At 60.6% G+C, this 24,513-nt stretch carries 22 protein-coding genes and 2 riboswitches; of the genes, 11 read left to right on the plus strand and 11 right to left on the minus strand.

The window, feature by feature from the left end; all coding sequences use genetic code 11:
- Positions 1 to 55 precede the first annotated feature (55 nt).
- Positions 56 to 721, plus strand: coding sequence for an SDR family NAD(P)-dependent oxidoreductase (locus TM5383_RS09300; RefSeq protein WP_058318746.1), 666 nt, complete (start codon positions 56 to 58; stop codon positions 719 to 721).
- 154 nt (positions 722 to 875) lie between these two features.
- On the opposite strand, the gene TM5383_RS09305 is transcribed toward TM5383_RS09300, so the two are convergent.
- Positions 876 to 2,315 carry a 2-isopropylmalate synthase gene (locus TM5383_RS09305; protein WP_231725109.1) on the minus strand — a complete coding sequence of 480 codons (1,440 nt, stop codon included), beginning with the start codon at positions 2,313 to 2,315 and terminating at the stop codon, positions 876 to 878.
- Between the two features lie 207 nt (positions 2,316 to 2,522).
- On the opposite strand from TM5383_RS09305, the gene TM5383_RS09310 reads away from it, so the two are divergent.
- Positions 2,523 to 4,187 carry an NAD+ synthase gene (locus TM5383_RS09310; protein ID WP_076400165.1) on the plus strand — a complete coding sequence of 555 codons (1,665 nt, stop codon included), beginning with the start codon at positions 2,523 to 2,525 and terminating at the stop codon, positions 4,185 to 4,187.
- Positions 4,188 to 4,276: 89 nt separating this feature from the next.
- Here the strand turns inward: TM5383_RS09310 and TM5383_RS09315 are convergent, their stop codons facing one another.
- Positions 4,277 to 5,230 carry an MBL fold metallo-hydrolase gene (locus TM5383_RS09315; protein ID WP_231725091.1) on the minus strand — a complete coding sequence of 318 codons (954 nt, stop codon included), beginning with the start codon at positions 5,228 to 5,230 and terminating at the stop codon, positions 4,277 to 4,279.
- A gap of 174 nt (positions 5,231 to 5,404) precedes the next feature.
- Between TM5383_RS09315 and gltX the strand changes: the two genes are divergently transcribed.
- Positions 5,405 to 6,730: a glutamate--tRNA ligase gene (gene gltX, locus TM5383_RS09320; protein WP_058318747.1), complete on the plus strand. Its 1,326-nt coding sequence runs from the start codon at positions 5,405 to 5,407 to the stop codon at positions 6,728 to 6,730.
- Positions 6,731 to 6,870: 140 nt separating this feature from the next.
- Here the strand turns inward: gltX and TM5383_RS09325 are convergent, their stop codons facing one another.
- Positions 6,871 to 7,338, minus strand: coding sequence for a CBS domain-containing protein (locus tag TM5383_RS09325; protein WP_058318748.1), 468 nt, complete (start codon positions 7,336 to 7,338; stop codon positions 6,871 to 6,873).
- Positions 7,339 to 7,822: 484 nt separating this feature from the next.
- On the minus strand, positions 7,823 to 8,446 hold the full coding sequence (locus tag TM5383_RS09330) for a gamma-glutamylcyclotransferase family protein (protein WP_058318749.1): 624 nt from the start codon (positions 8,444 to 8,446) through the stop codon (positions 7,823 to 7,825).
- 90 nt (positions 8,447 to 8,536) lie between these two features.
- Between TM5383_RS09330 and TM5383_RS09335 the strand changes: the two genes are divergently transcribed.
- From TM5383_RS09335 to TM5383_RS09355, 5 genes are all read left to right on the plus strand, one after another.
- Positions 8,537 to 8,983, plus strand: coding sequence for an RrF2 family transcriptional regulator (locus tag TM5383_RS09335; protein WP_058318750.1), 447 nt, complete (start codon positions 8,537 to 8,539; stop codon positions 8,981 to 8,983).
- Between the two features lie 58 nt (positions 8,984 to 9,041).
- Positions 9,042 to 9,128: riboswitch (glycine riboswitch) on the plus strand.
- A riboswitch (glycine riboswitch) is annotated at positions 9,129 to 9,203 on the plus strand.
- Between the two features lie 84 nt (positions 9,204 to 9,287).
- Entirely contained in the window at positions 9,288 to 10,424 is a 1,137-nt protein-coding gene (gcvT, locus tag TM5383_RS09340; RefSeq protein WP_058318751.1) for a glycine cleavage system aminomethyltransferase GcvT, read from the plus strand.
- Between the two features lie 38 nt (positions 10,425 to 10,462).
- Positions 10,463 to 10,822, plus strand: a complete 360-nt coding sequence (gene gcvH / locus TM5383_RS09345) for a glycine cleavage system protein GcvH (protein WP_058318752.1) — start codon at positions 10,463 to 10,465, stop codon at positions 10,820 to 10,822.
- Between the two features lie 190 nt (positions 10,823 to 11,012).
- Complete coding sequence (gene gcvP, locus TM5383_RS09350) at positions 11,013 to 13,859, plus strand: aminomethyl-transferring glycine dehydrogenase (protein WP_058318753.1); 2,847 nt, start codon at positions 11,013 to 11,015, stop codon at positions 13,857 to 13,859.
- Between the two features lie 224 nt (positions 13,860 to 14,083).
- Positions 14,084 to 14,887 carry a Hint domain-containing protein gene (locus tag TM5383_RS09355; RefSeq protein WP_058318754.1) on the plus strand — a complete coding sequence of 268 codons (804 nt, stop codon included), beginning with the start codon at positions 14,084 to 14,086 and terminating at the stop codon, positions 14,885 to 14,887.
- A 29-nt stretch (positions 14,888 to 14,916) separates the two neighbouring features.
- Here TM5383_RS09355 and TM5383_RS09360 read toward each other — a convergent pair whose 3' ends face one another.
- From TM5383_RS09360 to TM5383_RS09370, 3 genes are all read right to left on the minus strand, one after another.
- Positions 14,917 to 15,750: an inositol monophosphatase family protein gene (locus TM5383_RS09360; RefSeq protein WP_058318755.1), complete on the minus strand. Its 834-nt coding sequence runs from the start codon at positions 15,748 to 15,750 to the stop codon at positions 14,917 to 14,919.
- A 66-nt stretch (positions 15,751 to 15,816) separates the two neighbouring features.
- On the minus strand, positions 15,817 to 18,333 hold the full coding sequence (locus TM5383_RS09365; protein WP_058318756.1) for an ABC transporter permease: 2,517 nt from the start codon (positions 18,331 to 18,333) through the stop codon (positions 15,817 to 15,819).
- Entirely contained in the window at positions 18,330 to 19,040 is a 711-nt protein-coding gene (locus TM5383_RS09370; protein ID WP_058318757.1) for an ABC transporter ATP-binding protein, read from the minus strand. The genes TM5383_RS09365 and TM5383_RS09370 overlap by 4 nt, the downstream gene beginning before the upstream one ends.
- 64 nt (positions 19,041 to 19,104) lie before the next feature.
- On the opposite strand from TM5383_RS09370, the gene TM5383_RS09375 reads away from it, so the two are divergent.
- Positions 19,105 to 19,728 (plus strand): arylesterase, encoded by a 624-nt coding sequence (locus tag TM5383_RS09375; RefSeq protein WP_058318873.1) that lies wholly within the window; start codon positions 19,105 to 19,107, stop codon positions 19,726 to 19,728.
- A 115-nt stretch (positions 19,729 to 19,843) separates the two neighbouring features.
- Here TM5383_RS09375 and TM5383_RS09380 read toward each other — a convergent pair whose 3' ends face one another.
- Positions 19,844 to 20,050 carry a cold-shock protein gene (locus TM5383_RS09380; RefSeq protein ID WP_058318758.1) on the minus strand — a complete coding sequence of 69 codons (207 nt, stop codon included), beginning with the start codon at positions 20,048 to 20,050 and terminating at the stop codon, positions 19,844 to 19,846.
- A gap of 232 nt (positions 20,051 to 20,282) precedes the next feature.
- On the opposite strand from TM5383_RS09380, the gene trxC reads away from it, so the two are divergent.
- On the plus strand, positions 20,283 to 20,714 hold the full coding sequence (trxC, locus tag TM5383_RS09385) for a thioredoxin TrxC (protein ID WP_058318759.1): 432 nt from the start codon (positions 20,283 to 20,285) through the stop codon (positions 20,712 to 20,714).
- An 18-nt stretch (positions 20,715 to 20,732) separates the two neighbouring features.
- On the opposite strand, the gene TM5383_RS09390 is transcribed toward trxC, so the two are convergent.
- Positions 20,733 to 21,053 carry an antibiotic biosynthesis monooxygenase family protein gene (locus TM5383_RS09390; RefSeq protein ID WP_058318760.1) on the minus strand — a complete coding sequence of 107 codons (321 nt, stop codon included), beginning with the start codon at positions 21,051 to 21,053 and terminating at the stop codon, positions 20,733 to 20,735.
- Positions 21,054 to 21,153: 100 nt separating this feature from the next.
- Between TM5383_RS09390 and TM5383_RS09395 the strand changes: the two genes are divergently transcribed.
- The gene (locus tag TM5383_RS09395) at positions 21,154 to 21,675 is read left to right on the plus strand and encodes a HugZ family pyridoxamine 5'-phosphate oxidase (protein ID WP_231725111.1); all 522 of its coding nucleotides are present in this window, start codon (positions 21,154 to 21,156) and stop codon (positions 21,673 to 21,675) included.
- On the opposite strand, the gene TM5383_RS09400 is transcribed toward TM5383_RS09395, so the two are convergent.
- Both TM5383_RS09400 and TM5383_RS09405 read right to left on the minus strand, forming a co-directional pair.
- Entirely contained in the window at positions 21,672 to 23,957 is a 2,286-nt protein-coding gene (locus TM5383_RS09400) for a glycosyl hydrolase family 28-related protein (RefSeq protein WP_058318761.1), read from the minus strand. The genes TM5383_RS09395 and TM5383_RS09400 overlap by 4 nt on opposite strands.
- 104 nt (positions 23,958 to 24,061) lie before the next feature.
- The gene (locus tag TM5383_RS09405; protein WP_058318762.1) at positions 24,062 to 24,466 is read right to left on the minus strand and encodes a DUF4864 domain-containing protein; all 405 of its coding nucleotides are present in this window, start codon (positions 24,464 to 24,466) and stop codon (positions 24,062 to 24,064) included.
- Between the last annotated feature and the right edge of the window lie 47 nt (positions 24,467 to 24,513).

Here is a 24,513-nt window from a genome sequence, read left to right on the forward strand (position 1 = left end):
TGAAAAGTAGGAATCTGATCTTGGCAGGTCAGAAAGCACCGCTAGGTCATCCCCCATGGAAAAAGCATTGGTTATTGGATCTTCGGGCGGCATCGGGGCCGCGATTGTTGAAACCCTGCGGGAACAGGGCGTTACGGTTGCCGGCCTGTCGCGGCGCGAGCATGGGCTGGACATCACGGATGAGGCATCGGTCGCGGCACATCTAGGCGCGCTAGCTGGGCCGTTTGATTTGATTTTCGTCGCCACCGGCGCGCTGCACGGCGCCGGACAGCCGCCGGAGAAGTCGATCAAGGCGCTGAGCGCGGCGGCGATGGCGGATCAGTTTGCGGTGAATTGCATTGGTCCAGCGCTGGTGATGAAACACGCGCTGCCGCTGCTACCACGACAGGGACGGGCGGTGTTTGTCGCCCTGTCAGCGCGGGTGGGATCCATCGGCGACAATGCACTGGGCGGATGGATCAGCTACCGCAGTGCCAAGGCAGCATTGAACCAAGTGATCCACACGGGCGCGATAGAAATGGGGCGCAGCCACAAGGGCGTCATCTGCGCCGCCCTGCATCCGGGCACGGTCGCCACATCGTTCACTGAAAACTACGCCGCACGGCACAAAACGGTTCCAGCGGCAGAGGCGGCGTCGAACCTATTGCGTGTGGTTGAGGGGCTGCGCCCAGAGGACAGCGGTGGGTTCTTTGACTGGCAGGGGGAACGGGTGGTTTGGTAAGCCGCCTTGCCTTTTGTCAGCTTGTTTAACGTCAGGCGCGCGTATTTGCGGCTGCCGCAGGTCGCGCCCACACAATCGGTTGCGACCTTCTGTGCCTACCCCCAAAATCAAAGCCCCCAGCGTAGCGGCTGGGGGCTTTGTTGTATTCAGTGCCTTATTCAGTTGCAGGCGTGGTTTCCGTGGCGGGAGCCGCCTCTGCGGGCTGCACGCCGGGCACATTGGTGAGCGCCCCGTTTTCCCAGACGCCGCTGGCCTCTTGGCCGGTGGTGTAGCGCAGGGTGCCCTTGCCGGATCGTTTGCCTTTGATAAAGGCGCCTTCATAGACATCGCCGTTGGCATAGGTTGCGATCCCGTTTCCGGTGATGTCGCCCGCATCCCACTGGCCTATGTAACGGAACCCGTCGGGCATGATCAATTCGCCCACACCATCACGCAGACCAGCGGTGAAATCGCCCTTGTAGATCGTGCCATCGGCATAGGTCGCCTGACCCTTGCCCTGACGCTGGCCCTGTTGCCATTCGCCCTCATAGCGGTAGCCGTCGGGGTAGGTCATGATGCCGAAGCCGTGGTTTTGCGCATTGGCAAAACCGCCCTCGTAGGTCAGGCCGTTGGGGTAGGTGGCTTTGCCCTGTCCATCAATCACGCCTGCCTTCCAGTCGCCTGCGTATGTGGCGCCATCGGGGTAGGTGATTTCGCCCACACCATCTGCCAGACCTGCGCGGAATTGGCCCCTGTAGATCGACCCGTCGGGATACGTCACAGTGCCTTCACCCTCGATCACGCCAGCCACCCAAGAGCCGACGTAGCGGTAGCCATCCGCACCGGTAAAGGTGCCCTGACCGTTGCGTTGATCTTCGACAAAATCACCCTCGTAGGTGTCGCCGTTGGCGTAAACGACCTTGCCCGCACCCTCGCGGCGGCCGCCAACCAACATGCCCTCATAAACATCGCCATTGGGTTGGGTCAGCTTGCCCTTGCCGTTGATCTGGCCGTCTTTCCACAGGCCGGTGTAGACCAGACCATCGGGCATGGTCAGCGTGCCTTGTCCTTCGCGGGTGCCGCGTAGGACGGCGCCTTCATAGACCGCGCCATCGGGGTAGGTGATCTTGCCAAACCCTTCTTTGATGCCCTGCACCCAGTCACCGGCATAGACATAGCCGCCTGGGCTTTGCATGCGGCCACGCCCGTGGTGTTTGGCGTTGTCAAACCCGCCCTCGTAGCGCACGCCGTTGGCGTAGACGGCCACGCCCTGTCCGGTAATAGCGCCCTCGGCCCAGTCGCCCTCATAGGTGCCACCATCACTGAACACGATCTTGCCCAGCCCGTGCGGCTTGCCCTTGTCGAAGGCCCCTTCATAGACCGACCCATTGGGGAAGCGGGCAACGCCCTGACCCTTGATCTCTCCTTCGACCCAGGTGCCAGAGTATTCATATCCGTTCGGCAGGCGATAGGTGCCGGTGCCGTGCTGCAATCCGTTTTTGAAATTGCCGACGTATTCGCCGCCGTTATCATACTGCTTGGTCAGAACGTCGCCGTCCTGTGCCTGGCCCGCACTGGCGGCAAAGCTGGCCGTGGCGGCCATCATCGAAATCATTGCTGCCTGCTTCATGTGCTTATCTGCCATGTGTTGTCCTGTTCTGCCGAGGGCGGCCAGTTGATCTGCCTGCCTCTCGTTTCGCCTCGAAACAGACAAAAAGTAAGCGAGGGGCGCAGATCAGGCAACGGCTTTCGTTCAAATCGGCTTTCCCTTGCCGGATGATCTGTTACATCATCTGCAAGATGCCGAAGAGGAGCGCAGGAATTGGCCGATATTTTCCGACTGACGATGGCACAATTGAACCCCGCGATGGGGGATCTGGACGGGAACGCCGCTAAGGCCAAAGAGGCTTGGGCGGCAGCCAAAGAGGCGGGCAGTGATCTGGTCGCCCTGCCAGAGATGTTCCTTTTGGGCTACAACGCGCAGGATCTGGTGATGAAGCCCGCGCTGCAATCCCGCGCCTATCAGGTGATGGAAGCGCTAGCCGCTGACTGCGCGGACGGCCCTGCGCTGGCCATCGGTGGGCCGCTGGGCGAAAACGGCCAATTGTTCAACGCCTACTACATTCTGGCGGGGGGCAAGATTGCCCATATCCGCCGCAAACATCACCTGCCCAATTACACCGTCTTTGATGAGGAACGGCTGTTTGATCACGGTCCGCTGGCTGGCCCCTATGACGTGGCTGGCGTGCGCATCGGATCACCGATCTGCGAAGATGCGTGGTTTGAGGATGTGGCTGAGACGCTGGAGGAAACCGGGGCAGAGTTTCTGCTGGTCCCCAACGGATCGCCTTACTACCGCGGCAAGTTTGAACGCCGGATGAACCACATGGTCGCCCGTGTGGTCGAAACCGGTCTGCCGCTGATCTACCTCAATATGGTGGGCGGTCAGGACGATCAGGTCTTTGACGGTGGTTCTTTCATCCTCAATCCCAGTGGATCGCTGGCGCTGCAACTGCCGCTGTTTGATGAGGCGCTGGCCCATGTCACCCTGCGCCGCACCGATGACGGCTGGCGCGCGGATGAGGGCGAAAAAGCGACGCTGCCCGATGAAATGGAACAGGACTACCGCTGCATGGTGCAGTCCCTGCGCGACTATTGCGGCAAATCGGGCTTTGGCAAGGTTTTGCTGGGCCTTTCGGGCGGGATCGACAGCGCGATTGTCGCCACCATCGCGGCGGATGCGCTGGGCGCAGAAAATGTGCGCTGCGTGATGCTGCCGTCTGAATACACCTCACAAGGGTCGCTCGATGATGCAGAGGCATTGGCGAAAAATCTTGGGTGTCATTACGACTATGTGCCGATTGCCGAAAGCCGCGCTGCTGTGACCAACACGCTGGCGCCGCTGTTTCAGGGCCGTGATGAAGACCTGACCGAGGAAAATATTCAGTCCCGCCTGCGCGGCCTGTTGCTGATGGCGCTGTCGAACAAGTTTGGGGAAATGCTGCTGACCACCGGCAACAAATCCGAGGTCGCGGTGGGATACGCCACCATCTATGGCGATATGAACGGCGGCTACAACCCGATCAAGGACATGTATAAAACCCGCGTCTTTGACGTCTGCCGCTGGCGCAATGCCAACCATCGCGACTGGATGCAGGGGCCAGCGGGCACGGTGATCCCCGTGTCGATCATCGACAAACCGCCAAGTGCGGAACTGCGTCCTGATCAAAAAGACGAAGACAGCCTGCCACCCTATGACATCCTCGACGGCATCCTGACCATGCTGGTGGACGAAGAGGCATCGGTCGCGGACTGCGTCGCGGCGGGGTATGAGCGCGAGACGGTGAAGCGGGTGGAGCATTTGCTGTTCATCAGCGAATACAAACGCTTCCAATCCGCCCCCGGCACCCGCCTGTCGCGCAAAGCCTTCTGGCTGGATCGCCGCTACCCGATCGTAAACCGCTGGCGCGATCCTAGCGGTGCCTGATCAATCAGCGCTGCACGAAATAGGGCGTCCCTGATCGGGACGCCCTTTTTGTTTTGGGAACGTGCGCCCATGCGGCGCGCGTTGCAGGATCACAGCAGCAGTTGATAGCTGGCTGCGGTGTAGTGGAACCCGTCGCCGCGCGTTTCCACATAGCCCACACCGGGGAAGGGCATGTGATAGCCGATAAACGGCACGCGGTCGCCCGCCAGCATATTCAGCAGACGGCGGCGCGTGGCGGCGGCGGCGGATTTATCCATGTCAAAACGCACTTCCCAATCGGGATAGGCCAGCGACCAAACGTAGTGGTTGGCAAAATCCGATGCGATCAGCAGCTGTTTGCCACCGCTGTCCAGCAGATAGGTCATATGCCCGGGCGTGTGCCCGAATGCGGCCATCGCGGTGACACCAGACACCGGACTGTCGCCATCGTTCAGCATGGTCATCTGTTCGGCCAGCGGTTTTACATTGCCCGCAAAGCGTTCGTTGTCCGTGCCTGCCCAATGGTCAAATTCAGTTGCGCCTGTCACATATCGCGCGTTGGGGAAGGTGGCGCTGCCGCCATTCATCAAACCGCCGATGTGGTCGCCGTGCATATGGGTGATCACCACGACGTCGACCTGTTCGGGGGTGTAGCCTGCGGCGGTGACGGCCGCGGTGATGCCTTCGGCGTTCAGGCCGGTGTCAAACAGCACCAGTTCCGATCCGGTGTTGACGATCGTGGGGGTAAAGAAGAACTGCGCCATATCGACGGGAATGTTCGCCTCTGCCGAGGCGGCGGCGAATTCTTCGGCGCTGACGTTCATGCCAAAGATCTTCTGCGGTTCAGCTGCGGTGCGGGTGCCGGCCAGCAGTGTTGTGACCTCCATCTCGCCCAGTTTGAAACGATTGAACTTGGGCACTGCAGTGCCCAGCATCGGGGCGGCGGCCTGCGCGCTGCCTGCACCTAGCCCACCAAGGGCGCCCGCCAACGGCATGGCCGCAGCAGTCGCCAAAATGTGACGGCGAGAGATCATTGGGGCGGTATGGGGTGACTTGCGTTGCATTGTTCTTCCTCCTCTGTACATCCGACATGCACGTAGTTGGATCAGCGACGTTGTCCTGTCATCTCACACAGTCGTGAAAAATACGTTATATTTGCCCCAAATATGCGCCCGCTTGGGGCGAAACTGGACAAACGGGCCAAGCTGTGACATCAGCCCCTGCAACAGGAGATCGAGATGACCACCACCCGTTTTGCCCCTTCGCCGACAGGCTATATTCACGTTGGCAACCTGCGCACCGCGCTGATGAACTACCTGATCGCCAAAAAGGCGGGCGGCAAGTTTATCCTGCGGATCGACGACACCGATCCAGAGCGGTCGAAAGAAGAATACGTCGACCAGATCCAACGCGATCTGGAATGGCTGGGTCTGGAATGGGACGTGATGGAACGTCAGTCGCTGCGTCTGGACCGCTATGCCGATGCCGCGGATAAACTGCGCGAAATGGGTCGTTTCTACGAGGCGTTTGAAACCCCGACCGAACTGGACCTGAAGCGCAAGAAACAGCTGAACATGGGCAAGCCGCCGGTCTATGACCGCGCCGCGCTGGCGCTGTCGGATGCCGAGAAAGACGCGCTGCGTGCGGAACGTGGCGATGGTGTGTGGCGGTTCAAACTGGACCACCAGCGCATTGAATGGACCGATGGCGTTCTGGGCGACATCTCGATTGATGCGGCATCTGTGTCTGATCCGGTGCTGATCCGTGCCGATGGCCAGGTTCTCTACACCATTGCGTCGGTTGTGGATGACACCGACATGGGCGTGACAAACGTTGTGCGTGGTTCTGACCACGTGACCAATACCGCGACCCAGATCCAGATGATCAACGCGCTGGGCCATGAGGCACCGGCCTTTGCCCACCATTCGCTGCTGACCGGTCCGCAGGGCGAAGCGTTGTCCAAACGTCTGGGCACCTTGGCGATCAAGGATCTGCGCGAACAGGGGGTTGAGCCGCTGGCACTGCTGAGCCAGATGGCGCGCCTTGGCTCGTCCGATCCGGTGGAACTGCGCGCCTCGATGGAGGAGCTGGCAGAAGGGTTCGACATCAACCGTTTCGGTTCGGCCCCAACCAAGTTTGACGTGCAGGACCTGTTCCCGCTGACCGGCCACTACCTGCAAACCCTGCCGTTTGACGCGGTCAAGGAAGAGATTGCAGCGCTGGGCGTTCCGGCGGATCTGGCCGAACAGTTCTGGACCGTGACCCGCGACAACATCACCGTGCGCGGCGATCTGGCCGGTTGGTGGACCCTGTTCAGCGAAGGCGCAGAGCCTGAGATCGCGGACGAAGATGCAGAGTTCATCAAAGAAGCCATGGCCATGCTGCCCGAAGGTCCCTTTGACACCACCACTTGGAAAACCTGGACCACTGCCGTTAAAGAGGCCACCGGCCGCAAGGGCAAAGGTCTGTTCATGCCGCTGCGCAAGGCGCTGACTGGTCAGGGCCATGGCCCCGATATGGGCGATGTGATGCCGCTGTTGCAGGTGGTCAAGGCACGCGGCTAACATCCCGCCTGATCTGGAAAACGCAAAACCCCCGCGATGGTGACATCGCGGGGTTTTTTCGATGCGGGCTGTGGGGCGGCCTCAGGAGCGGGAAAGGGGGGACAGGTACATGCCGCCCCCGGGGTCGCTTGTGGCGCGCGTTAGATCGAGACGCGTTCTGCGATGCGCAGTTCGGTGTCTGTGGCCAGACCACCCATGCCGAAGTTTTTGATCGCCATGGTCGACAGCTCGGTGATGACTTCGCGGATGGAAATCATGCCGGTGACCACGCCGTTTTCTACAACGGGCAGGTGGCGAATGTTGTTCTGCATCATCACGGCAATTGCGACGACGATGGTGTCGTCGGATTTTGCGACGATGGGGTCCGGGGTCATCACATCACGGATCGGGGTACGAACGGTGCGGCGCTTGCCACCGATGCAACGGCGCACGATGTCACGCTCGGAAATCACGCCAACCAGCGTGCCGTTGTCATCAATGACGGGCAGCGCACCAACTTTGCGGTTTGTCATTACCTTACAGGCCTGACGCGCCATGTCGTCGGGCGATACGCAGAACAGGCGGCGTTTGCGGATAATCTGCGATACGGTCTTCAGCTTGGTATTCATAGTTCCCCCTTCAAGAGCTTTCTCGATGTGTCCGATCTGTGTCATTATTCAAAAGCCCTCGTGAAACGTTACAAACTCAAACAATCCTGAGCGGCAGCGTTGGATCGTTTTACTCAGTATGTAGAACGGCGGGGAGTTGCGCTGTTTAATCCCGTTAAAAGGGATGGTTGGCACTCTCTTTAGGAGGGGTTTGGCCTGAAATGGCCCTATAATCAGGGCGAAAACGCCGGATTGTTTACGATTCTTCGGGGAAAAATCGCTTGGTCGGCCTAAGATGCCGCCAAAATTAATCTTATTTTAACGATTTTTCTCGACGCTGCTGGTGTGCAGTAACCAGTTCTACCCGCGCGGGGTGATTGGTTGGGGCTTCAGGTAGGTGGGCAATCTGTTCTGCAGATACCGGATGGTGGGATCTGCATCGGTCGGGCCCGTTTAGGCCTGACCTATTATTATCTCTCAAAACGTGCCGTGCACTATCGGTATATCAGGATGATTTCAGCGGCTGGTTCATCAATGCTTCAAATTGGGCTTTTTCAGCGGCGCTATGTTGCACGCGCTCGGCGCGTACGTCATCCAGCAGGCGGCCTACCAGATTGCGCTCCGCAAGGCTGAGGGTTTGGTGACGTGGATAGTAAGGCGCCGCGCGATCATCCAAAATCGGGCTATCCCACCCATCCGTTGTAGCAAAGAACGCTTGCGCACCCTCTTCTCCAAACTCGTTCAGGTATCCCTGTACAACCACGTCCAGATAACTCAGCAAGACAGGATGCAGGCGGTCAGGCTGGGCGTGTTTATCTGCGGGGATGGTATAAATGGCGGTTTGTGGCGTCTCTGGCAGTGGGTGATCCAGCTGATCGCGCAGCGCCACACGGTCATAGGCATATTCCCGTTCATCCAGTGCCGCCCAGTCATTGCCCGGCACGCCTGCGATCAGCCCGTCAATCGCAGATCTCGCATCTGGCACGGCCGTTAGAAATGCCACGGGCCGCAGCGCCGTATGCCGCCATAGGCGTCGCCACCCCGTCACCCGGGCGCGGTGGGCGTTGTCGTAAATATGGGTCTCTCGGTTCACCAGCGACCCATAGCCAAAGAAAAATGCATCTTTCATGCAGGAAAACCTCTACTCTTGATCCACATCAATCCCTCATGCGGGCCGGACAGGCAAGGTAGAGCGCACATTCTTGTGAGGATAGACCCCATGCGCGTGACCAAACGAACCAACATCGCCATCCGCATTCTGATGTTTTGCGCGGCCAATGATGACCGTCTGGTGACCAAAGCGGAAATCGCCGACAGGTGCAACGCCTCGGAAAACCATCTGGCGCAGGTGATCAATAAATTGGGTCAACTGGGCTATCTGCGCACGCAGCGTGGCCGCAATGGGGGCATCGAACTGGGACGCCCCGCGCCGGATATTCGCATCGGTGATGTGTTCCGTTCGCTAGAGGCATCCGTGCCGCTGGCAGAGTGTTTTGCTGACGTTGATAACACCTGCCCGCTGACAGAGGCGTGCCGTCTGCGGCTTGCACTCGCGGATGCGGCAGAGGCGTTTTTTGCACACCTTGATGAAGTGACGTTGGATGCGCTGGTCTGCGGCAATGATCGCCTGCTGGAGATCCTAAGTCCGGCAATGTGTCGCTCTTAAATCGAAAAGAGTCGCATTAAGTGTCTTGTTCTGTTGCATGCAGTCGGATACTGATTCAGTCACCTGATCGGGAGAACTGGTTTTACCAGTGCCGAAGGAGCAACCGCCCCGGAATCTCTCAGGCCAAAAGGACCGATCAGAACTGACAACTCTGGAGAGTGGCGCCAAATGCGCCCGCCGAAGGGATAACGATCTCAGGCACCGTGACAGAGGGGGCATCGTGGCGCAGACACCTGCGCCGTCATGATGCCGGACGGGGACTTTTCAAAATACCTGCCGGAAATGAACAAAACCGGGAGGCGTAATGTCTGATCTGAAATCCCTGACGCTGGACGCGCTGCATCGTGAACTGGGCGGCAAGATGGTGCCCTTTGCCGGCTATGACATGCCGGTGCAATACCCCGCCGGCGTGATGAAGGAACACCAGCACACCCGCGCCGCCGCCGGTCTGTTTGATGTGTCGCATATGGGGCAGGTGATCCTGCGCGGCGAGTCGTACGAAGAGGCGGCGCTGGCGTTGGAAACGCTGATCCCCGTGAATGTCGCCGGTCTGGCAGAGGGGCGTCAGCGCTATGGATTTTTCACCAATGATCAGGGCGGCATTCTGGATGATCTGATGTTTGCCAACCGCGGCGACCACATCTTTGTGGTGGTCAACGCGGCCTGCAAGGATCAGGACATCGCACTGCTGCAAAACGGTCTGCCCGATGGCGTTGCGGTTGAGGTGATCGAAGATCGCGCTTTGCTGGCGCTTCAGGGGCCAGAGGCAGAGGCGGTGCTGGCCACACTCAACCCTGCGGTAGCAGATATGACATTCATGGATGTGGCGGTTCTGGATCTGAACGGCGCGGAATGCTGGATCTCCCGCTCGGGCTACACCGGTGAGGACGGCTATGAAATCTCTGTCCCGAATGAGGCGGCGGATGCTTTTGCGCGGGCGCTTCTGGCGGATGAGCGCGTGCTGCCCATCGGTCTTGGCGCCCGTGACAGCCTGCGGTTGGAGGCGGGGCTGTGCCTATACGGCAATGACATTGATGCAGGCACCAGCCCGGTCGAGGCTGCGCTGACCTGGGGCATTCAAAAGGTGCGCCGCACTGGCGGTGCCCGCGCCGGTGGTTTCCCCGGTGCTGACCGTATCTTGACCGAGCTGGACAGCGGCACCGACCGCGTGCGCGTCGGCCTGAAACCGCAAACCCGCGCCCCGATGCGCGATGGCGTGGCGCTGTTTGCCAGCGATGATGCCGGTGAGGATGGGGGCGATCAGATCGGCCATGTCACCTCTGGCGGGTTTGGCCCCACGGTCGGTGGACCCGTAGCGATGGGCTATGTGCCGACCGCCCATGCCGCCCCCGGAACAGTTCTTTACGGCGATGTGCGCGGCAAGCGTCTGGCCGTCGAAGTTGTCGCGCTGCCCTTCGTGGCCGCGAATTTCAAACGTTAACCAACAAAATCCAGATCGACGCAGGGAAGGATCCAGAGATGAAATTTACCGAAGACCACGAATGGCTGATCGCAGATGGCAACATCATCACCGTTGGCATCACCGAACACGCCTCGACCTCGCTGGGCGATGTTGTGTTCGTTGAACTGCCCGAGGTGGGCACCGAAGTGGAAAAAGGCGATGAGGTCGTGGTGATCGAATCCGTCAAGGCGGCGTCCGACATCGAAGCACCGGTGGATGGCGAGATTGTCGAAGTAAACAGCGCCCTAGAGGATGAGCCGGGCAAGGTGAACGAAGACCCGCTGGGCGCGGCGTGGTTCTTCAAGGTGAAGGTCGCTGATGCGTCGGTGATTGACGACTACATGGACGAAGCCGCCTACAAGGCGCTGGTTGAGTAAGGCCAGAGTCTAGCAAGACCTTTAAATGATGCGTTGGCCCGGCGCAGCCGGGCAGCGCCCGACCCTCCCCACGGGAGGGCGCTTTGCACCCTCCCAGGCTCGGGCGCTGCCCTCTGGGAACTGAAATACGGTATCGCTGGCTGTCTTTTTTGGTCGAGGCCAAGCGGTCCAAAACTCAAGAGAGGTTGATATGCCCTTCCAGCCAACCGACTATTTGCCCTACGATTTTGCCAACCGCCGCCACATCGGCCCGTCGCCGGATGAAATGGCCGACATGCTGCAAACCGTGGGCGCCGACAGCCTAGAGGCGCTGATTGATGACACCGTGCCTGCCCTGATCCGTCAGGCGGAACCGCTGGGCTTCGGCAAGGCGCTGTCTGAACGTCAAATGCTGGCGCGGATGAAAGAAGTGGCGGGCAAGAACAAGGTTCTGACCAGCCTCATCGGCATGGGCTATCATGGCACCGTGACCCCGCCCGCAATCCAGCGCAACATTCTGGAAAACCCCGCATGGTACACCGCCTACACCCCCTATCAGCCAGAGATTTCGCAGGGCCGCCTCGAGGCGCTGTTGAACTACCAAACGATGATCTCGGACCTGACAGGGCTGGAGATCGCCAACGCCTCCCTCTTGGATGAGGCGACGGCGGCGGCAGAGGCGATGACCATGGCCGAACGGGTGTCGAAATCGAAATCCAAGGCCTTCTTCGTTGACGAAAACTGCCACCCGCAGAACATCGCTGTGATGAAGACCCGCGCAGCGCCTCTGGGGATTGAGGTGATCGTTGGCGCGCCCGATGATCTGGATGCCACCGCCGTCTTTGGCGCGATTTTCCAATACCCCGGCACCTATGGCCATGTGCGCGACTTCACCGCGGAAATGACCGCGTTGCATGAAAACAAGGGCGTGGGCATTGTGATTGCTGACCCGATGGCGCTGGTGCTGCTGAAAGAACCGGGCGCAATGGGGGCAGATATCGCCGTTGGTTCGACCCAACGCTTCGGCGTGCCGCTGGGCTATGGTGGTCCGCACGCGGCCTATATGGCGTGTCGCGACAATTTCAAACGCTCCATGCCCGGCCGTCTGGTGGGCGTGTCGATTGATGCGCGTGGCAACCGTGCCTACCGTCTGGCGCTGCAAACCCGCGAACAGCACATCCGCCGCGAAAAGGCGACGTCGAACGTCTGCACCGCGCAGGCGCTTCTGGCGGTGATGGCGTCGATGTATGCGGTGTTCCACGGTCCCAACGGGCTGAAAGCCATCGCGCAGAAAATCCATCGCAAAACAGTGCGTCTGGTCAAAGGTCTGGAAGAAGCAGGGTTCGCGGTTGAGCCTGAAAACTTCTTCGACACCGTGACGGTTGAGGTCGGTCCGTTGCAACAGGCGGTGCTGAAATCGGCGGTGGATGAGGGCATTAACCTGCGCCCCGTTGGCACCACCAAGGTGGGCATTACCATTGACGAAGCCGTGGTCCCCGAAACGATCGAAGCGGTCTGGCGTGCCTTTGGCATTGCACGCAAGGATGATCAGCCCGGTGAATGGCGTCTGCCCGATCACGCGCTGCGTGGGTCGGATATCCTGACCCATCCCATTTTCCACATGAACCGCGCCGAAACGGAAATGATGCGCTACATGCGTCGTCTGGCGGATCGTGATCTGGCGCTGGACCGGGCGATGATCCCGCTGGGATCTTGTACGATGAAACTGAACGCGGCGGCAGAAATGATGCCGATCAGCTGGCCGGAACTGTCGGACCTGCACCCCTATGTGCCGCTGGATCAGGCGGCGGGCTATGCAGAGATGATGTCGGACCTCACCGACAAACTGTGCGAGATTTGTGGCTATGACGGATTCTCCATGCAGCCGAACTCGGGCGCGCAGGGGGAATATGCGGGTCTGTTGACCATCGCCGCCTATCACCGCGCCAAGGGGCAGGGGCACCGCAATGTCTGCCTGATCCCGATGTCGGCCCATGGTACCAACCCAGCGTCTGCACAGATGGTGGGCTGGAAAGTGGTGCCTGTCGCCTCGCTGGAAAACGGGGATATTGATCTGGACGATTTCCGCGCCAAGGCAGAGAAGCACGGCGAAAACCTTGCCGGTTGTATGATCACCTATCCCTCGACCCACGGCGTGTTTGAGGAAACGGTGAAAGAGGTTTGCCAGATCACCCATGATCACGGCGGTCAGGTCTATATCGACGGCGCGAATATGAACGCCATGGTGGGCCTCAGCCGCCCCGGTGATCTGGGGGGCGACGTTAGCCACCTGAACCTGCACAAAACCTTCGCCATCCCGCACGGTGGCGGCGGCCCCGGCATGGGCCCCATCGGGGTGAAATCGCACCTGATCCCACATCTGCCTGGCCACCCAGAGGTGGGCGGTGAAGAGGGGCCGGTGTCGGCCGCGCCCTATGGGTCGGCGTCGATCTTGGCGATCTCTTGGGCCTACTGCTTGATGATGGGGGATACGGGTCTGACACAGGCAACCCGTGTGGCGATCCTGTCGGCGAACTACATCGCCAAACGGTTAGAGGGTGCCTTTGACGTGCTTTACAAAGGGCCGACAGGCCGCGTGGCGCATGAATGTATCCTTGATACCCGCCCCTTTGCCGACAGTGCTGGCATCAGCGTTGATGATATCGCCAAGCGTCTGATCGACAACGGCTTCCACGCCCCAACCATGAGTTTCCCCGTCGCAGGCACCCTGATGGTAGAGCCGACAGAGTCGGAAACCAAGGCAGAGCTGGACCGTTTCTGCGACGCCATGCTGTCCATTCGGGCAGAGATTGAGGCCGTGGAAAAGGGCGAGATGGACGCGGAAAATAACCCGTTGAAACGCGCGCCGCACACGGTCGAGGATCTGGTGGGTGACTGGAACCGGCCCTATAGCCGCGAACAGGGCTGCTACCCTGCGGGTGCCTTCCGCGTCGACAAATACTGGCCACCGGTCAACCGCGTAGACAACGCCCACGGCGACCGCAATCTGGTCTGCATCTGCCCCCCGATGGAGGATTACGCCGAAGCGGCGGAGTAAGAGCCAGATCATCCATCGCGGATAACTGAAAACCTGAAACGCCCCTGTGTCATGCGGGGGCGTTTTCTATGTGGGGTGTCTGCCTGTTATGGTTACGTCCCTCGCTCGCTCACAACTCGTTCTAAGTTATGTCTTATTTGATCCATATTCCCGCCGCGGAGAAGGGGGATATTAAGCGTCGGGACATACACCTGTTTAGGTGAACTAAAGGGGAAAGGCTGGTTGTGACGCAATCGGAACGGACGCAGGGGCTGACACAGCCACAGATCGAAATTGATGAAACCGCAGGTATGCTGGCCTATGAGGATGGGCTGATTGCCTGTTTTACCGATGGCACCTTGATCCGCACCGAAACTGGCGACGAGCGGGTCGAACAGCTGCAAAAGGGGCATCGTTTGCGCCTGTGGTCTGGTGAGGTTGCGCAGGTCCGCGTGGTGCTGAAACGCTATCTCAGCCGTGACGATCTGGACCGTCATCCCGAATTGCGCCCAGTGCGGATTACCGCAGGTGCCCTTGGGCAGGGATTGCCGAAACGCGATCTTCTGGTGTCACCGCATCACCGTATGCTGGTTGCCTCCCCCGTCGCGGCGCGCATGTTTGGGGAGGGTGAGGTGCTCATCGCCGCCATTCGCTTGACGGAACTGCCGGGCATCTACGTGGATCAAGGCGTGGACAGTGTTACATACGTCAACGTCGCCCTGGATCGTCATCAGGTGATTTTCGCCGAAGGCTGCCCCAGTGAAACCCTTTACACTGGTCCCGAAGCACTGGCGCGTCTGCCCGACGCCGCGCGTCAGGAACTGCTGACATTGTTCCCTGATCTGGCAATCCGCAGCACCCCCGGTGCCGTGGCCCGTAAAATCCCCGCAGGTCAGCAACAGAAACAGTTGGTCGCCCGCATGAGCAAAAATGCCAAACGGGCATTGGATCCCAAGGTGGTTACGGTGCCAAACCACGCGGAATGCACCGTCAGCGCGGGCGCGCGATTCCGTCAACTGCTGAGTGCAAGCAGCGCGCATCTGTCCTGAAAATCAGCACCGCCGACGCTGTTCGGCGCTCACGCGCGGCGCAGGAACGGCAGCTCTGCCGCCACGGTTTGCCAAACCTCTTCGCTGGCGGCTGTCAGCAGATAGCCGGTGGTGATGCCGGTGTGATAGTCACGCCCGTCAATCATCCGCGCCACACCGCCGGCCTGTGTCACCGCATGCACCCCCGCCGCATGATCCCACGGGTTCAGCATGCCGGACAGGCAGAAATCCACTGCGCCTTGGGCCAGCAGGCGGTATTCGTGACACGAACAGCGCAGCATGAAGGTGCGGTTGAACCGCGGCAGCGCCGCCGCCATTTGCCCCTGCACGGATTTTTCCATCAGATAGAGGTGGATGAAACCGGTGAGATGTTCCAGCGGTTTCACTGGCGCGGTGGCCAGCGCACGGGCAGGCTGATCCGGCGTGGCCATCACCGTTCCATCGCCTGCGGCCAGAACCCAGTCATCCATCACCACATCGTACAACATCCCGAATATCGGAACACCAAAACGGGTCGCCGCCAGAATAACGCCGAAGGTCGCCAGACCGTTGGCGAAATTCCATGTGCCGTCGACGGGATCAATGATCAGCGCCAGCTCCGCCTCTGCCGCTTGCGCGCGCAGGGTGGGGTCGGCGCTGGCGGCTTCCTCCCCCAAAATCATCGCATCCGGAAAGGCGTCGCGCAGGGCGGCGGTGATCCGTGCCTCAGCAGCCAGATCGGCCTCTGTAACCAGATCATCGGGCTTGGTCTTGGACCGAATGTCACTGGCGGCAAGGTTGCGAAATCGCGGCAGAATTTCGGCCTTTGCGGCGCTGCGAACGGTTTCGATCAACAGATCCTGCTGCGCTTGGGTCAGTGTCATATCGGGTTCCCTATCCTTTGCCTGTAGAGGTGCCACGGGCATATGTCAGGCGCAAGACATCTGGCGTTATTCCTTGGCCCGCAGGGTCGCAACCGGCTTTATCGCCAGCGCGCGCCAGGCAAACCCGATCCCCGCCAACAAGGTGGCCAGCACCCCGCCCGCCACAATGGCAAGGGCAGAGGACCAGATCACCACAAAGTCGCTCTCCATCACAAAGGTCATGACGGCCCAGCCGCCAAGTACACCTGCGCCCAAGGCCACCAGCGCCGCGCCGCCGCCCAAGAGGGCGGAGCGTAGGGCGAAACTCAGCAGGATACGCCCCCGCGTGGCGCCCAGCGTTTTCAGCACCGCCGCCTCATAGGCCCGCGCGGGTGCGCCCGCCGCCGCCGCGCCGATCAGCACAAGGAAGCCAGTCAGCAATGTCGCCGCCGCGCCCCAGCGGGTGGCGTTGGCGATGCCCTCCATCAATGCCGTCACGCGGTCGATGGCATCGCGCACGCGGATCGCGGTGATGTTGGGGTAGGTGGTGGTCTGGTCACGCAGGATCGCAGGTTCTGCCGCCTCGTCTGCATAGACGGTGGCGATAAAACTATGCGGTGCGCCCTTTAGCGCGGCCTCATTCATTGCCAGCACAAAGCCCATGCCTGCGGTGGAAAAATCCACCGCGCGGAAGGAGGTGACGGTGCCGGTGATGTCGCGGCCTAGAATGTTGACCGTCATCTCATCGCCCAGCTTCAGCCCCATCTCTTCGGCTTCTTCATCGGCAAAGCTGATCTGTGGTGTGCCTGCGTAATCCGTCCCCCACCATTCGCCTGCGGTGATCGTGGTGGTTTCGGGCAGGGCACCAGCGTAGGTGACACCGCGATCACCGCTTAGCACCCAGTGATCGCCTGCGGTTTCCGCCGCCGGACGGCCGTTGATCTGGGTGATCACCCCGCGCAGCATCGGCGCGTGTTCATGACGGCTGACTTGGGTGTCGGTGTCTAGGCGATTAAGAAAACCGTCGATCTGGCCCCGTTGGATATCGACGAAGAAGAATGAAGGCGCCTTATCCGGCAGGTCCTGCTGGATCGCGTTGCGCAGGTTGCCGTCGATCTGACCGACCGCGGCCAGCACTGCCAGGCCAAGGCCCAGCGATAGCACAACAGGCGTTGCCTCATCCCGCACGCTGCCGATGGCCGACAGCGCCCAGCGTAGGGCAGGGCGGCCGCGGCTAAACGGTGCCGCACGGCGTGCCAGCCAGCGCAGGATCAGCGCGGCAATGGCAAGGATCGCGAGCGAGATGATCACGCCGCCAGCGGTCCAGAGTGTTAGGGTGACCGTGCCGGAAAAGGCCACCGCAACGCCCACCAGTGCCGCCGCCAATGCCAGCGTGATTGCCACAAAGGGCAGCGGCGGCAGCAGTTTTGCCCCCGCCATTGCATCGCGAAACAGGGTGGCGGCGCGGACCTCTCCGGTGCGGGCCAGCGGCCAGAGGGTAAAGATCAGCGCCGTCAGTGCGCCGTAAATCGCCGCCTCGATCAGCGGTTCGGGGTAGATCGAAAACTGCGCCGGAACCGGCAGCTGCGCGGCAATCACCGGGCCAAGGAGGACGGGGATCAACCCACCCAATAGCAGCCCCAGCGCAATGCCAATCACGGATAAAACCCCGATCTGGATGAAATAGACCTGAAACACCGTGCGCCGATCCGCGCCCAGACTGCGCAGGGTGGCGATCACGCCGGTCTTGCCCGCCAGATAAGCGCGCACGGCAGCAGACACCCCAACGCCGCCCACCGCCAGACCGGACAGGCCGACAAGGATCAAAAAGGCGCCCAGCCGTTCGACAAAGCTGGCAATCCCCGGCGCGCCATTACGCGCATCGCGCCAACGCAGACCGCTGTTCTCAAATCGCTCTTTCGCCTCTGTTTCCAATGGGGCGAGGGCTGTGCCCTCTGGCAAGGCCAGCCGGTATTTCGACGAAAACAGCGTCCCCGACGCCAACAGGCCCGAGGTTTCCAATGCCTCGCGCAACACCAATGTACGCGGGCCAAGGGCGAAGCTGTCGCCTGCGCTGTCCGGTTCATTTTCCAGCGCCGCCATCAGCACAAAGTCCTGCGTGCCAAGGCGAAAGGTGTCGCCCATCGCCAGCTCCATCTGCGCAATCAGGATCGGCGCCATAACTGCGCCCGGTAGATCGTCGCGACCCGCCAGTGCCTCTGCCAGTGGCATATCGGGCGCCAGGACCACATTGCCCACCAGCGGATAGGCGTCATCAACAGCCTTCACCTGCGTCAACGCGCGGGTGTCACCCCGCACCGCCATAGACCGGAAATCGGCGATTTCCGACACCGCCAGCGCGGTGTCCTCCATCCACGCCCGTTCCTCTGGATCAGCGAAGCGATAGGTAAACTCCATCTCCGCGTCGCCGCCTAGGATGGCGGCCCCTTCGGCGGCCAATCCCGCCTCGATCCCCGACCTAACCGATCCAACACCTGCGATCGCCGCAACGCCCAAGGCCAGACAGGCCAGAAAGATGCGGAACCCGCGTAGGCCCCCGCGCAATTCACGCCGCGCGATGCGTCCAGATAGGGCGAGGGTCATGCAACCTCTCCGGCATCTGCGGCGGCGGGGCCGCGCTCATTGACAATGCGCCCATCGCGCAACCCGATCACCCGATCACAGCGCGCCGCCAGATCATCGGCGTGGGTCACTAGGATCAGGGTTGATCCGTGCCGATCCCGCAGCCCAAACAACAGATCCATAATCGCCGCGCCATTGGTGCCATCCAGATTGCCAGTGGGTTCATCCGCCAGCAGGATCTTGGGCCGTGGCGCCGCGGCCCGCGCCAGTGCAACACGCTGTTGTTCACCGCCCGACATCTGGGCGGGGTAGTGATCGGCACGCGCCGCCAGACCCACCGCCTCCAACTCCTCCCGCGCGCGCTCAAAGGCATCGCGGTGACCGGCCAGCTCCAGTGGCGTGGCGACATTTTCCAGTGCGGTCATCGTCGGGATCAGGTGAAAGGACTGAAACACAATCCCCATGCTGTCACGGCGAAAACGGGCCAGCTGATCCTCATCCATCGCGGTCAGATCCTTCCCCAGTGCCTGCACCCGACCAGTGGTGGCCTGTTCCAGCCCGCCCATCAACATCAGCAGCGAAGATTTGCCGGACCCCGACGGCCCGATCAGGCCCACGCTCTGCCCGCTCTGGACATCCAGTGAAATGCCGTGGAGGATTTCAACACGGCCGGCATTGCCATCCAGCGTTAAGGTCACATCTGTTAGGGAAAGAACCGGAGAAGTCATGTTTGTCTGCCCGACGTCAAATTATCTGAAACTACGCTCTGCTCTGTCATATGGGGTTGGTGTGATGCGGGGCAAGGTGCTGGCGCTGTTGCTGCTGCTCTTGGCCGCGCCTGTGTCTGCTGAACCGCTGAAACTTTTGGCATTCGGCGACAGTCTGACCCACGGCTATGGCCTGCCACAGGGCGATGGGTTCGTGCCACAGATGGAGGCATGGCTGCGGGCCGAAGGTTTGGATGTGGCGGTGACCAACGCGGGCGTTTCCGGTGACACAACAGCGGGCGGGCTGTCGCGGATTGATTGGACATTGGCCGAGCCGTTCGATGCGATGATCCTGACGCTCGGCGGCAACGATCTGTTGCGCGGCACAGCCCCAGAGGTGACGCGCGCCAATATGGATGGGATTTTGCAGGCGGTGCAGGGCGCGGGGCTGAAGGTGCTGCTGATCGGCATGCCAGCGCCTGGGAACTATGGGCCAGAGTATGAGGCGGCGTTCAACGCGATCTGGCCAGAGCTATCCGCACAATATGGCACCGCCTATGTGCCGTCGTTTTTCATTGGGTTGCCTGATGACGATCCGGCCAAGTTGCGCGGATTGTTTCAGCCCGATGGCATCCACCCGAACGCCGAAGGTGTCGCGCTGATCGTCGAAGGGCTGGGGCCAGAGGTGGCAAAGCTGTTGGTGGAATGAGACCGCAATAACTGAGCACGGGCGTCAGCCCGGGCCGCGCCCGACCCTTGCGTGGTGCACCCAACAAAAAACGGGCCCCGAAAGGCCCGCCTCATCATCGTCCTGCGCTTAGGTCTTAGACCAGTGCCAGGTTGATCGCCGATTCACGACCGTCACGACCTTCTTGCAGCTCGTAGGTCACTTTCTGGTTGTCGGCCAGACCGGTCAGACCGGAACGCTCAACTGCAGAAATGTGAACGAAGATGTCTTTGCCGCCCTCTTCAGGTGCAATGAAGCCGTAGCCTTTGGTGGTGTTGAACCATTTTACGGTGCCAGTAGCCATCCGTAGTCTCCTAAAATTTAGTCGCTGCCCGCGTCGGTGCGGCAGCTTGGCGCGTCAGTCGCAAGATCGAAAAACTGAGCCGTTGAATAGGAGCAGAGGTCGAAAGCAATAACGTTGCCCCCAAGATATGGGGCGGTTTCAGGATTCTGACAAGTGAAAGTGATGTAAAAGCTCACTTGTTATTGCGTCTATCGCACATATATCAGCGCCGCACGATGAATGGAGGCCGCAGATGGCTGGCAAAAAACTGACCTGTCTCAGCTGTGGGCAAGTGAACCGCGTGCCCGAGGATCGCCTGACCTCTGGCCCCAAATGTGGCACCTGCGGCACCAAACTGTTTGCGCAGAAACCGGTGGAGGTGGATCTGGCCACCCTGCAAAAGGCCGCGCGCAATGACGATGTGCCGCTGGTTGTGGATTTCTGGGCACCGTGGTGTGGACCGTGCCGCCAGATGACACCGCAGTTTGCCGCTGCGGTTGCGCCGCTGTCGGGCCGTGCGCGTTTGGTCAAACTGAACACAGAGGCCCATCCGCAGGCCAGTCGCCGCTATGGCATTCGCGGCATCCCGATGCTGGCCACCTTCAAGGGCGGCAAGGAGCGCGGACGCAATGCAGGCGCGATGCCCACAGCGGGCATTCTGCAATGGGTGCAGGGGACGCTTTGATCCCTGCGGCTCGCGTCATTAGTCGTAGGTCTTGGCGACGTCATACATCACCGGCTCAAACCCTTTGCACAACTCGGCGATCCGGCGGTTGCGTTTGCGCATTTCGTCCGTGCGCAACATGGCCTGAAAATCCTCGCGCCGCCGCCATTGCGAATAGTTTGCAATCCGTGTCTGGGCATCGTTCACATGCAGCCCCGCCGCGATGAACCCCGGCTGTTTGGAGATGAAGCTGTCATAGGCATCCTGCAACGCCTCCATCAGATCCTGACAGGTGCCTGGGGTCATTTCAAAGGTAGTGATAACGGTTTGAAAATCCTTGGTGGTTGAGATTTTGGGCATGGTATCCTCCTCCATCCTCAGCCTAGCACCAGCGCTTGCGCATCCCCAAGTGTTTTGACGCAGGGCGAAATGGTGCAATTTCATACTAAATTTGTCAGTTATGCTTGCCTGCCCCAATGTCGCGGGCTACACCTCTGCCATGCCAGAATTGACCCAACCCACCGATGATGAAGCCCGCGCGCTGGCGCGGCAGTTGATTGATGACGCCCGTTTTGCCGCATTGGCGGTGAACGAGGCAGAAACCGGCCTGCCACTGGTCAGTCGCGTAGCGATGGGCACCACGGTTGAGGGGCGTCCGGTCACGCTGATTTCGGGCCTTGCCCATCACACCAAAGCGCTGACCGACGATCCCCGCTGTTCGCTCTTGGTTGGGGAGCCGGGGGAAAAGGGTGATCCGCTGACCCACCCGCGCTTGACCTTGATGGGGCATATGACCTTCGTCTGTCATGGCGATGCGGGGCGCGACGAGTTGGCGGCGCATTATCTGCAAAGCCACCCGAAATCGAAGCTTTACATCGACTTCCCCGATTTCCGCTTTGCCCTGTTTCAGGTCGGCAAAGCCTACCTTAACGGCGGCTTTGCCCGTGCCTACACGCTGACGGCTGCGGATCTGGGCCTCTAGGCGTCCATCCTGACCAGCAGGCTGACGCTGCCCTCAGTATTTTCGGAAAACCGCAACGTGACCTGATCGTTGGCCGCCCCCTGCTGGGTCGAGACATAGGGGAAATCATAGTTCGCAACATTGGCCGCATTGGCGATCTTGCCCCGCGCAACCACCGAATCCACGTTGCGCGCATAACCGCCAAAGGGCAGCGGGCCAGCGCAGTCGACTGTCCACAGGTTCGCCAGCGTGTTCTGGTCATGGCTGATACGGGCGGGGTTTTCGATGCCTTGGGTGATCGATTGAAAACTGTTGCCCTGCACCAGCACGTTACGGATGCGGTCATAGTTCAGATCGGCGAATGAGGTGTCTACCATCTCCACCCGGTCCAGATTGCCGTGAATGGCGCGGAACATATTGCCCGCGATGGTCAGCCCGTTGATGAAATGCCCCGGCCCATGCGGCTTGATCACGATAAACCGTGACCACGGCGCCGCGCCGATGGTTTGAAAGATGTTGTCGGTGATGTTCAGCGCCGAGAAGGAAAATTCAGCCGAAAAATCCGGGGCGCTGTCGTGTTCATTGCTCCACTCAATCGAACAGTTGTCGATGTAGTTGCCATTGATCGTGGCGCGGTTTTGGGTGGCGGTCAGCACGATGCCCGCCCCACGCACGCCTTCGGGTTCGTTGTCGCCCAGAAACCAGTGATTGCCCGTGATGATCGACGAGGTGCCGCCAAGGACGGCGAAGTGACGGAATTGAGTGATCCGGTTGTCGCGCAGTTTGACGTCGTTGGCATTGGCGTTCAGCGCCACCGTCGTGCGATCTTGCACCCGCGCGCCGGTCTCGTTTGACAGGAACTGGCAACGGTCGATGAGCATCCCCTGGCAGCCATCCCCGGGTGAGGTGATGCCGCGATCCTTGGGCGTGGTGAAAAAGCAATCCTTCACATGGAAGATCAACCCTTCCGAGGGCAGCAGGATCGCGCTGGCGCGGCCGTTGCACAAAAATTCTATATCCGACATGGAGAATTTGGACAGCTTCTGAAAGCCGCTGAAATCCAGCACGTATTTGAACCGGCTGAAGGTGAAGTTTTGTCGCCCCACCGCGTCATACAGCGGGGCTGACAGGGTGATCACCCCCGTCGCCTCATTCTTGGCGCGCACATACACCTCGCGCCCGACGCCGCTGCCGGTGATCAGGGAACCGACGGGGATGTTGGCGATATTGTCCACGCTGGTCAGCTGTTTGTTGTTCGACGCGCTGTAGCTGGCGGCAGAGGTGACGGTTTCCGTGTCCCAATCGGCGGAGTTCTCGACATAGAACATCCCGTTGCGAATATGGCGGCGTTGGGCGTATTGCGTGCGGTTCGGCACTGCCGCCGCCATGTCGATCGGGGCAGAGATGTTGATGCGCCGCCCGCCCAGATCCAGCCCTTCGTGATCGGCGTTGTTCAAGAGCGACTGAAACGCCTTTTTGAAGGCCAGAACCTCATCGCCAAACGCCTCAATGTACGTCGGCAAATCAAAGGACTTGGTCAGCGACAGAATGGCCGCATCCGGCATGGTCAGCCTGCCCTGAAACTGCACCGGATTGTGCAGGGTGACGGAATTGGCCAGATGATAGGTGCCTGCGGGCACCAGCACCTCACGCCCCTGCGCGGCGACATCGGCGGCGGTGAAGGCGGCGCTGTCATCGGTGCTGCCGTCACCCACCGCGCCATAGTCGCGCACATCCACGCGGGCCAGCATGTCGCGGTGAAAGGCGGCGGTGATGTCTTCGATCTGTAGGTCATCAATGCGGACCACCCCACCATTGGCGCCCAAGAGGTCTAGGCCAAAATGGCCATAGGCGGCCTGCGTGCCCCAAACCATATCAACGCCGGCGCGGCTGCCTGACCCGACAATGGCGCTGACGGTGACGATCTGGCCATATTGGGTCAGCGTTGTGGTGGGGCCGATGGTGGTCACACCGCCGATTGCCGCGCCGTTGCCATCCCCTGCCCATGCGCTAATGCGCACATCGGGCAGGTTGCCGCTGATCGCTTTGATCCGTGCGGTGATGCGCAGATAGCACCCCGGTTCCAGCGGCGTTTGTCCCATGTAGCGCAGCCGTTGGGTGCCATCGGTCTTCAGCAGTTCCATACAGCCGCCAAAATCCGCGTCTGCGGGCACAAAGGCGGCATTGGCCGCGCCGTCATAGGTGGGGGTGCCCGGTGTGCCGTCGCCGCTGGACCATTGATCCAGCCCAAACTCGAACGCGCTGGGGGTGAAGGTGATGCCGTCGGTGATTGCCTTGTTCATCGGATGTCCCTTTTCAGCGAAGTGGGGGACAGATGTAGGCGGCAAGGGTTAAGGCCATCTTGGCCCACCGTGACGGTGGGTGTTGCGTGGGTGAGACGCCGCCGTCAGACACCAACGTCTGAAGGCGGGCGCAGAAAGACGCCATCAATGCGCCAGCCAGCGTCTGTATCCAGTACCAGATAATCCAGCACATAACGTCTGCCTTTGCGGTCCTGCACCTCAATGCTTTGGACAACGCCACCGGGATGATCCTTGGTGGACAGGAAGGTCAGCGCCGTCGGACGCCAGACCATCGGATAGCCGCGCTGCACCATCTGGCCGAAGTTCTGCGGCGTGCCGAACAGCCCTTGGATCTTGTCCGTGGCGTAGCCGAAGGCGGTGGTGAAATCATCCACCTGAAAGGCGGCGATCTGATCGCGGATCACCTGTTTCACCGCCTCTGGTTCCGCCCAAACAGGACGGGGCAGGGCGAGGGTCAGGGTCAGCAGTAGGGCAGGGATCAAACGCATGGCGGGCCTCCTGATATTCAGGTAGGCCCGCCAAAGTGTTCGTCAAA

The organism is Thalassovita mediterranea, from assembly GCF_001458435.1.
Taxonomy (GTDB): domain Bacteria; phylum Pseudomonadota; class Alphaproteobacteria; order Rhodobacterales; family Rhodobacteraceae; genus Thalassobius; species Thalassobius mediterraneus.

What these genes read in the sequence shown, in the direction of transcription:
- TM5383_RS09395 (WP_231725111.1), top strand. Translation starts at nt 21,154, where the DNA reads ATGCTTGCCTGCCCCAATGTCGCGGGCTACACCTCTGCCATGCCAGAA.
- trxC (WP_058318759.1), top strand. Translation starts at nt 20,283, where the DNA reads ATGGCTGGCAAAAAACTGACCTGTCTCAGCTGTGGGCAAGTGAACCGC.
- TM5383_RS09390 (WP_058318760.1), bottom strand. Translation starts at nt 21,053, where the DNA reads ATGCCCAAAATCTCAACCACCAAGGATTTTCAAACCGTTATCACTACC.
- TM5383_RS09330 (WP_058318749.1), bottom strand. Translation starts at nt 8,446, where the DNA reads ATGAAAGATGCATTTTTCTTTGGCTATGGGTCGCTGGTGAACCGAGAG.
- gcvH (WP_058318752.1), top strand. Translation starts at nt 10,463, where the DNA reads ATGAAATTTACCGAAGACCACGAATGGCTGATCGCAGATGGCAACATC.
- TM5383_RS09400 (WP_058318761.1), bottom strand. Translation starts at nt 23,957, where the DNA reads ATGAACAAGGCAATCACCGACGGCATCACCTTCACCCCCAGCGCGTTC.
- TM5383_RS09300 (WP_058318746.1), top strand. Translation starts at nt 56, where the DNA reads ATGGAAAAAGCATTGGTTATTGGATCTTCGGGCGGCATCGGGGCCGCG.
- TM5383_RS09405 (WP_058318762.1), bottom strand. Translation starts at nt 24,466, where the DNA reads ATGCGTTTGATCCCTGCCCTACTGCTGACCCTGACCCTCGCCCTGCCC.
- TM5383_RS09380 (WP_058318758.1), bottom strand. Translation starts at nt 20,050, where the DNA reads ATGGCTACTGGCACCGTAAAATGGTTCAACACCACCAAAGGCTACGGC.
- gltX (WP_058318747.1), top strand. Translation starts at nt 5,405, where the DNA reads ATGACCACCACCCGTTTTGCCCCTTCGCCGACAGGCTATATTCACGTT.
- TM5383_RS09315 (WP_231725091.1), bottom strand. Translation starts at nt 5,230, where the DNA reads ATGCAACGCAAGTCACCCCATACCGCCCCAATGATCTCTCGCCGTCAC.
- TM5383_RS09305 (WP_231725109.1), bottom strand. Translation starts at nt 2,315, where the DNA reads ATGATTTCGATGATGGCCGCCACGGCCAGCTTTGCCGCCAGTGCGGGC.
- TM5383_RS09325 (WP_058318748.1), bottom strand. Translation starts at nt 7,338, where the DNA reads ATGAATACCAAGCTGAAGACCGTATCGCAGATTATCCGCAAACGCCGC.
- TM5383_RS09370 (WP_058318757.1), bottom strand. Translation starts at nt 19,040, where the DNA reads ATGACTTCTCCGGTTCTTTCCCTAACAGATGTGACCTTAACGCTGGAT.
- gcvT (WP_058318751.1), top strand. Translation starts at nt 9,288, where the DNA reads ATGTCTGATCTGAAATCCCTGACGCTGGACGCGCTGCATCGTGAACTG.
- gcvP (WP_058318753.1), top strand. Translation starts at nt 11,013, where the DNA reads ATGCCCTTCCAGCCAACCGACTATTTGCCCTACGATTTTGCCAACCGC.
- TM5383_RS09375 (WP_058318873.1), top strand. Translation starts at nt 19,105, where the DNA reads ATGCGGGGCAAGGTGCTGGCGCTGTTGCTGCTGCTCTTGGCCGCGCCT.
- TM5383_RS09365 (WP_058318756.1), bottom strand. Translation starts at nt 18,333, where the DNA reads ATGACCCTCGCCCTATCTGGACGCATCGCGCGGCGTGAATTGCGCGGG.
- TM5383_RS09335 (WP_058318750.1), top strand. Translation starts at nt 8,537, where the DNA reads ATGCGCGTGACCAAACGAACCAACATCGCCATCCGCATTCTGATGTTT.
- TM5383_RS09360 (WP_058318755.1), bottom strand. Translation starts at nt 15,750, where the DNA reads ATGACACTGACCCAAGCGCAGCAGGATCTGTTGATCGAAACCGTTCGC.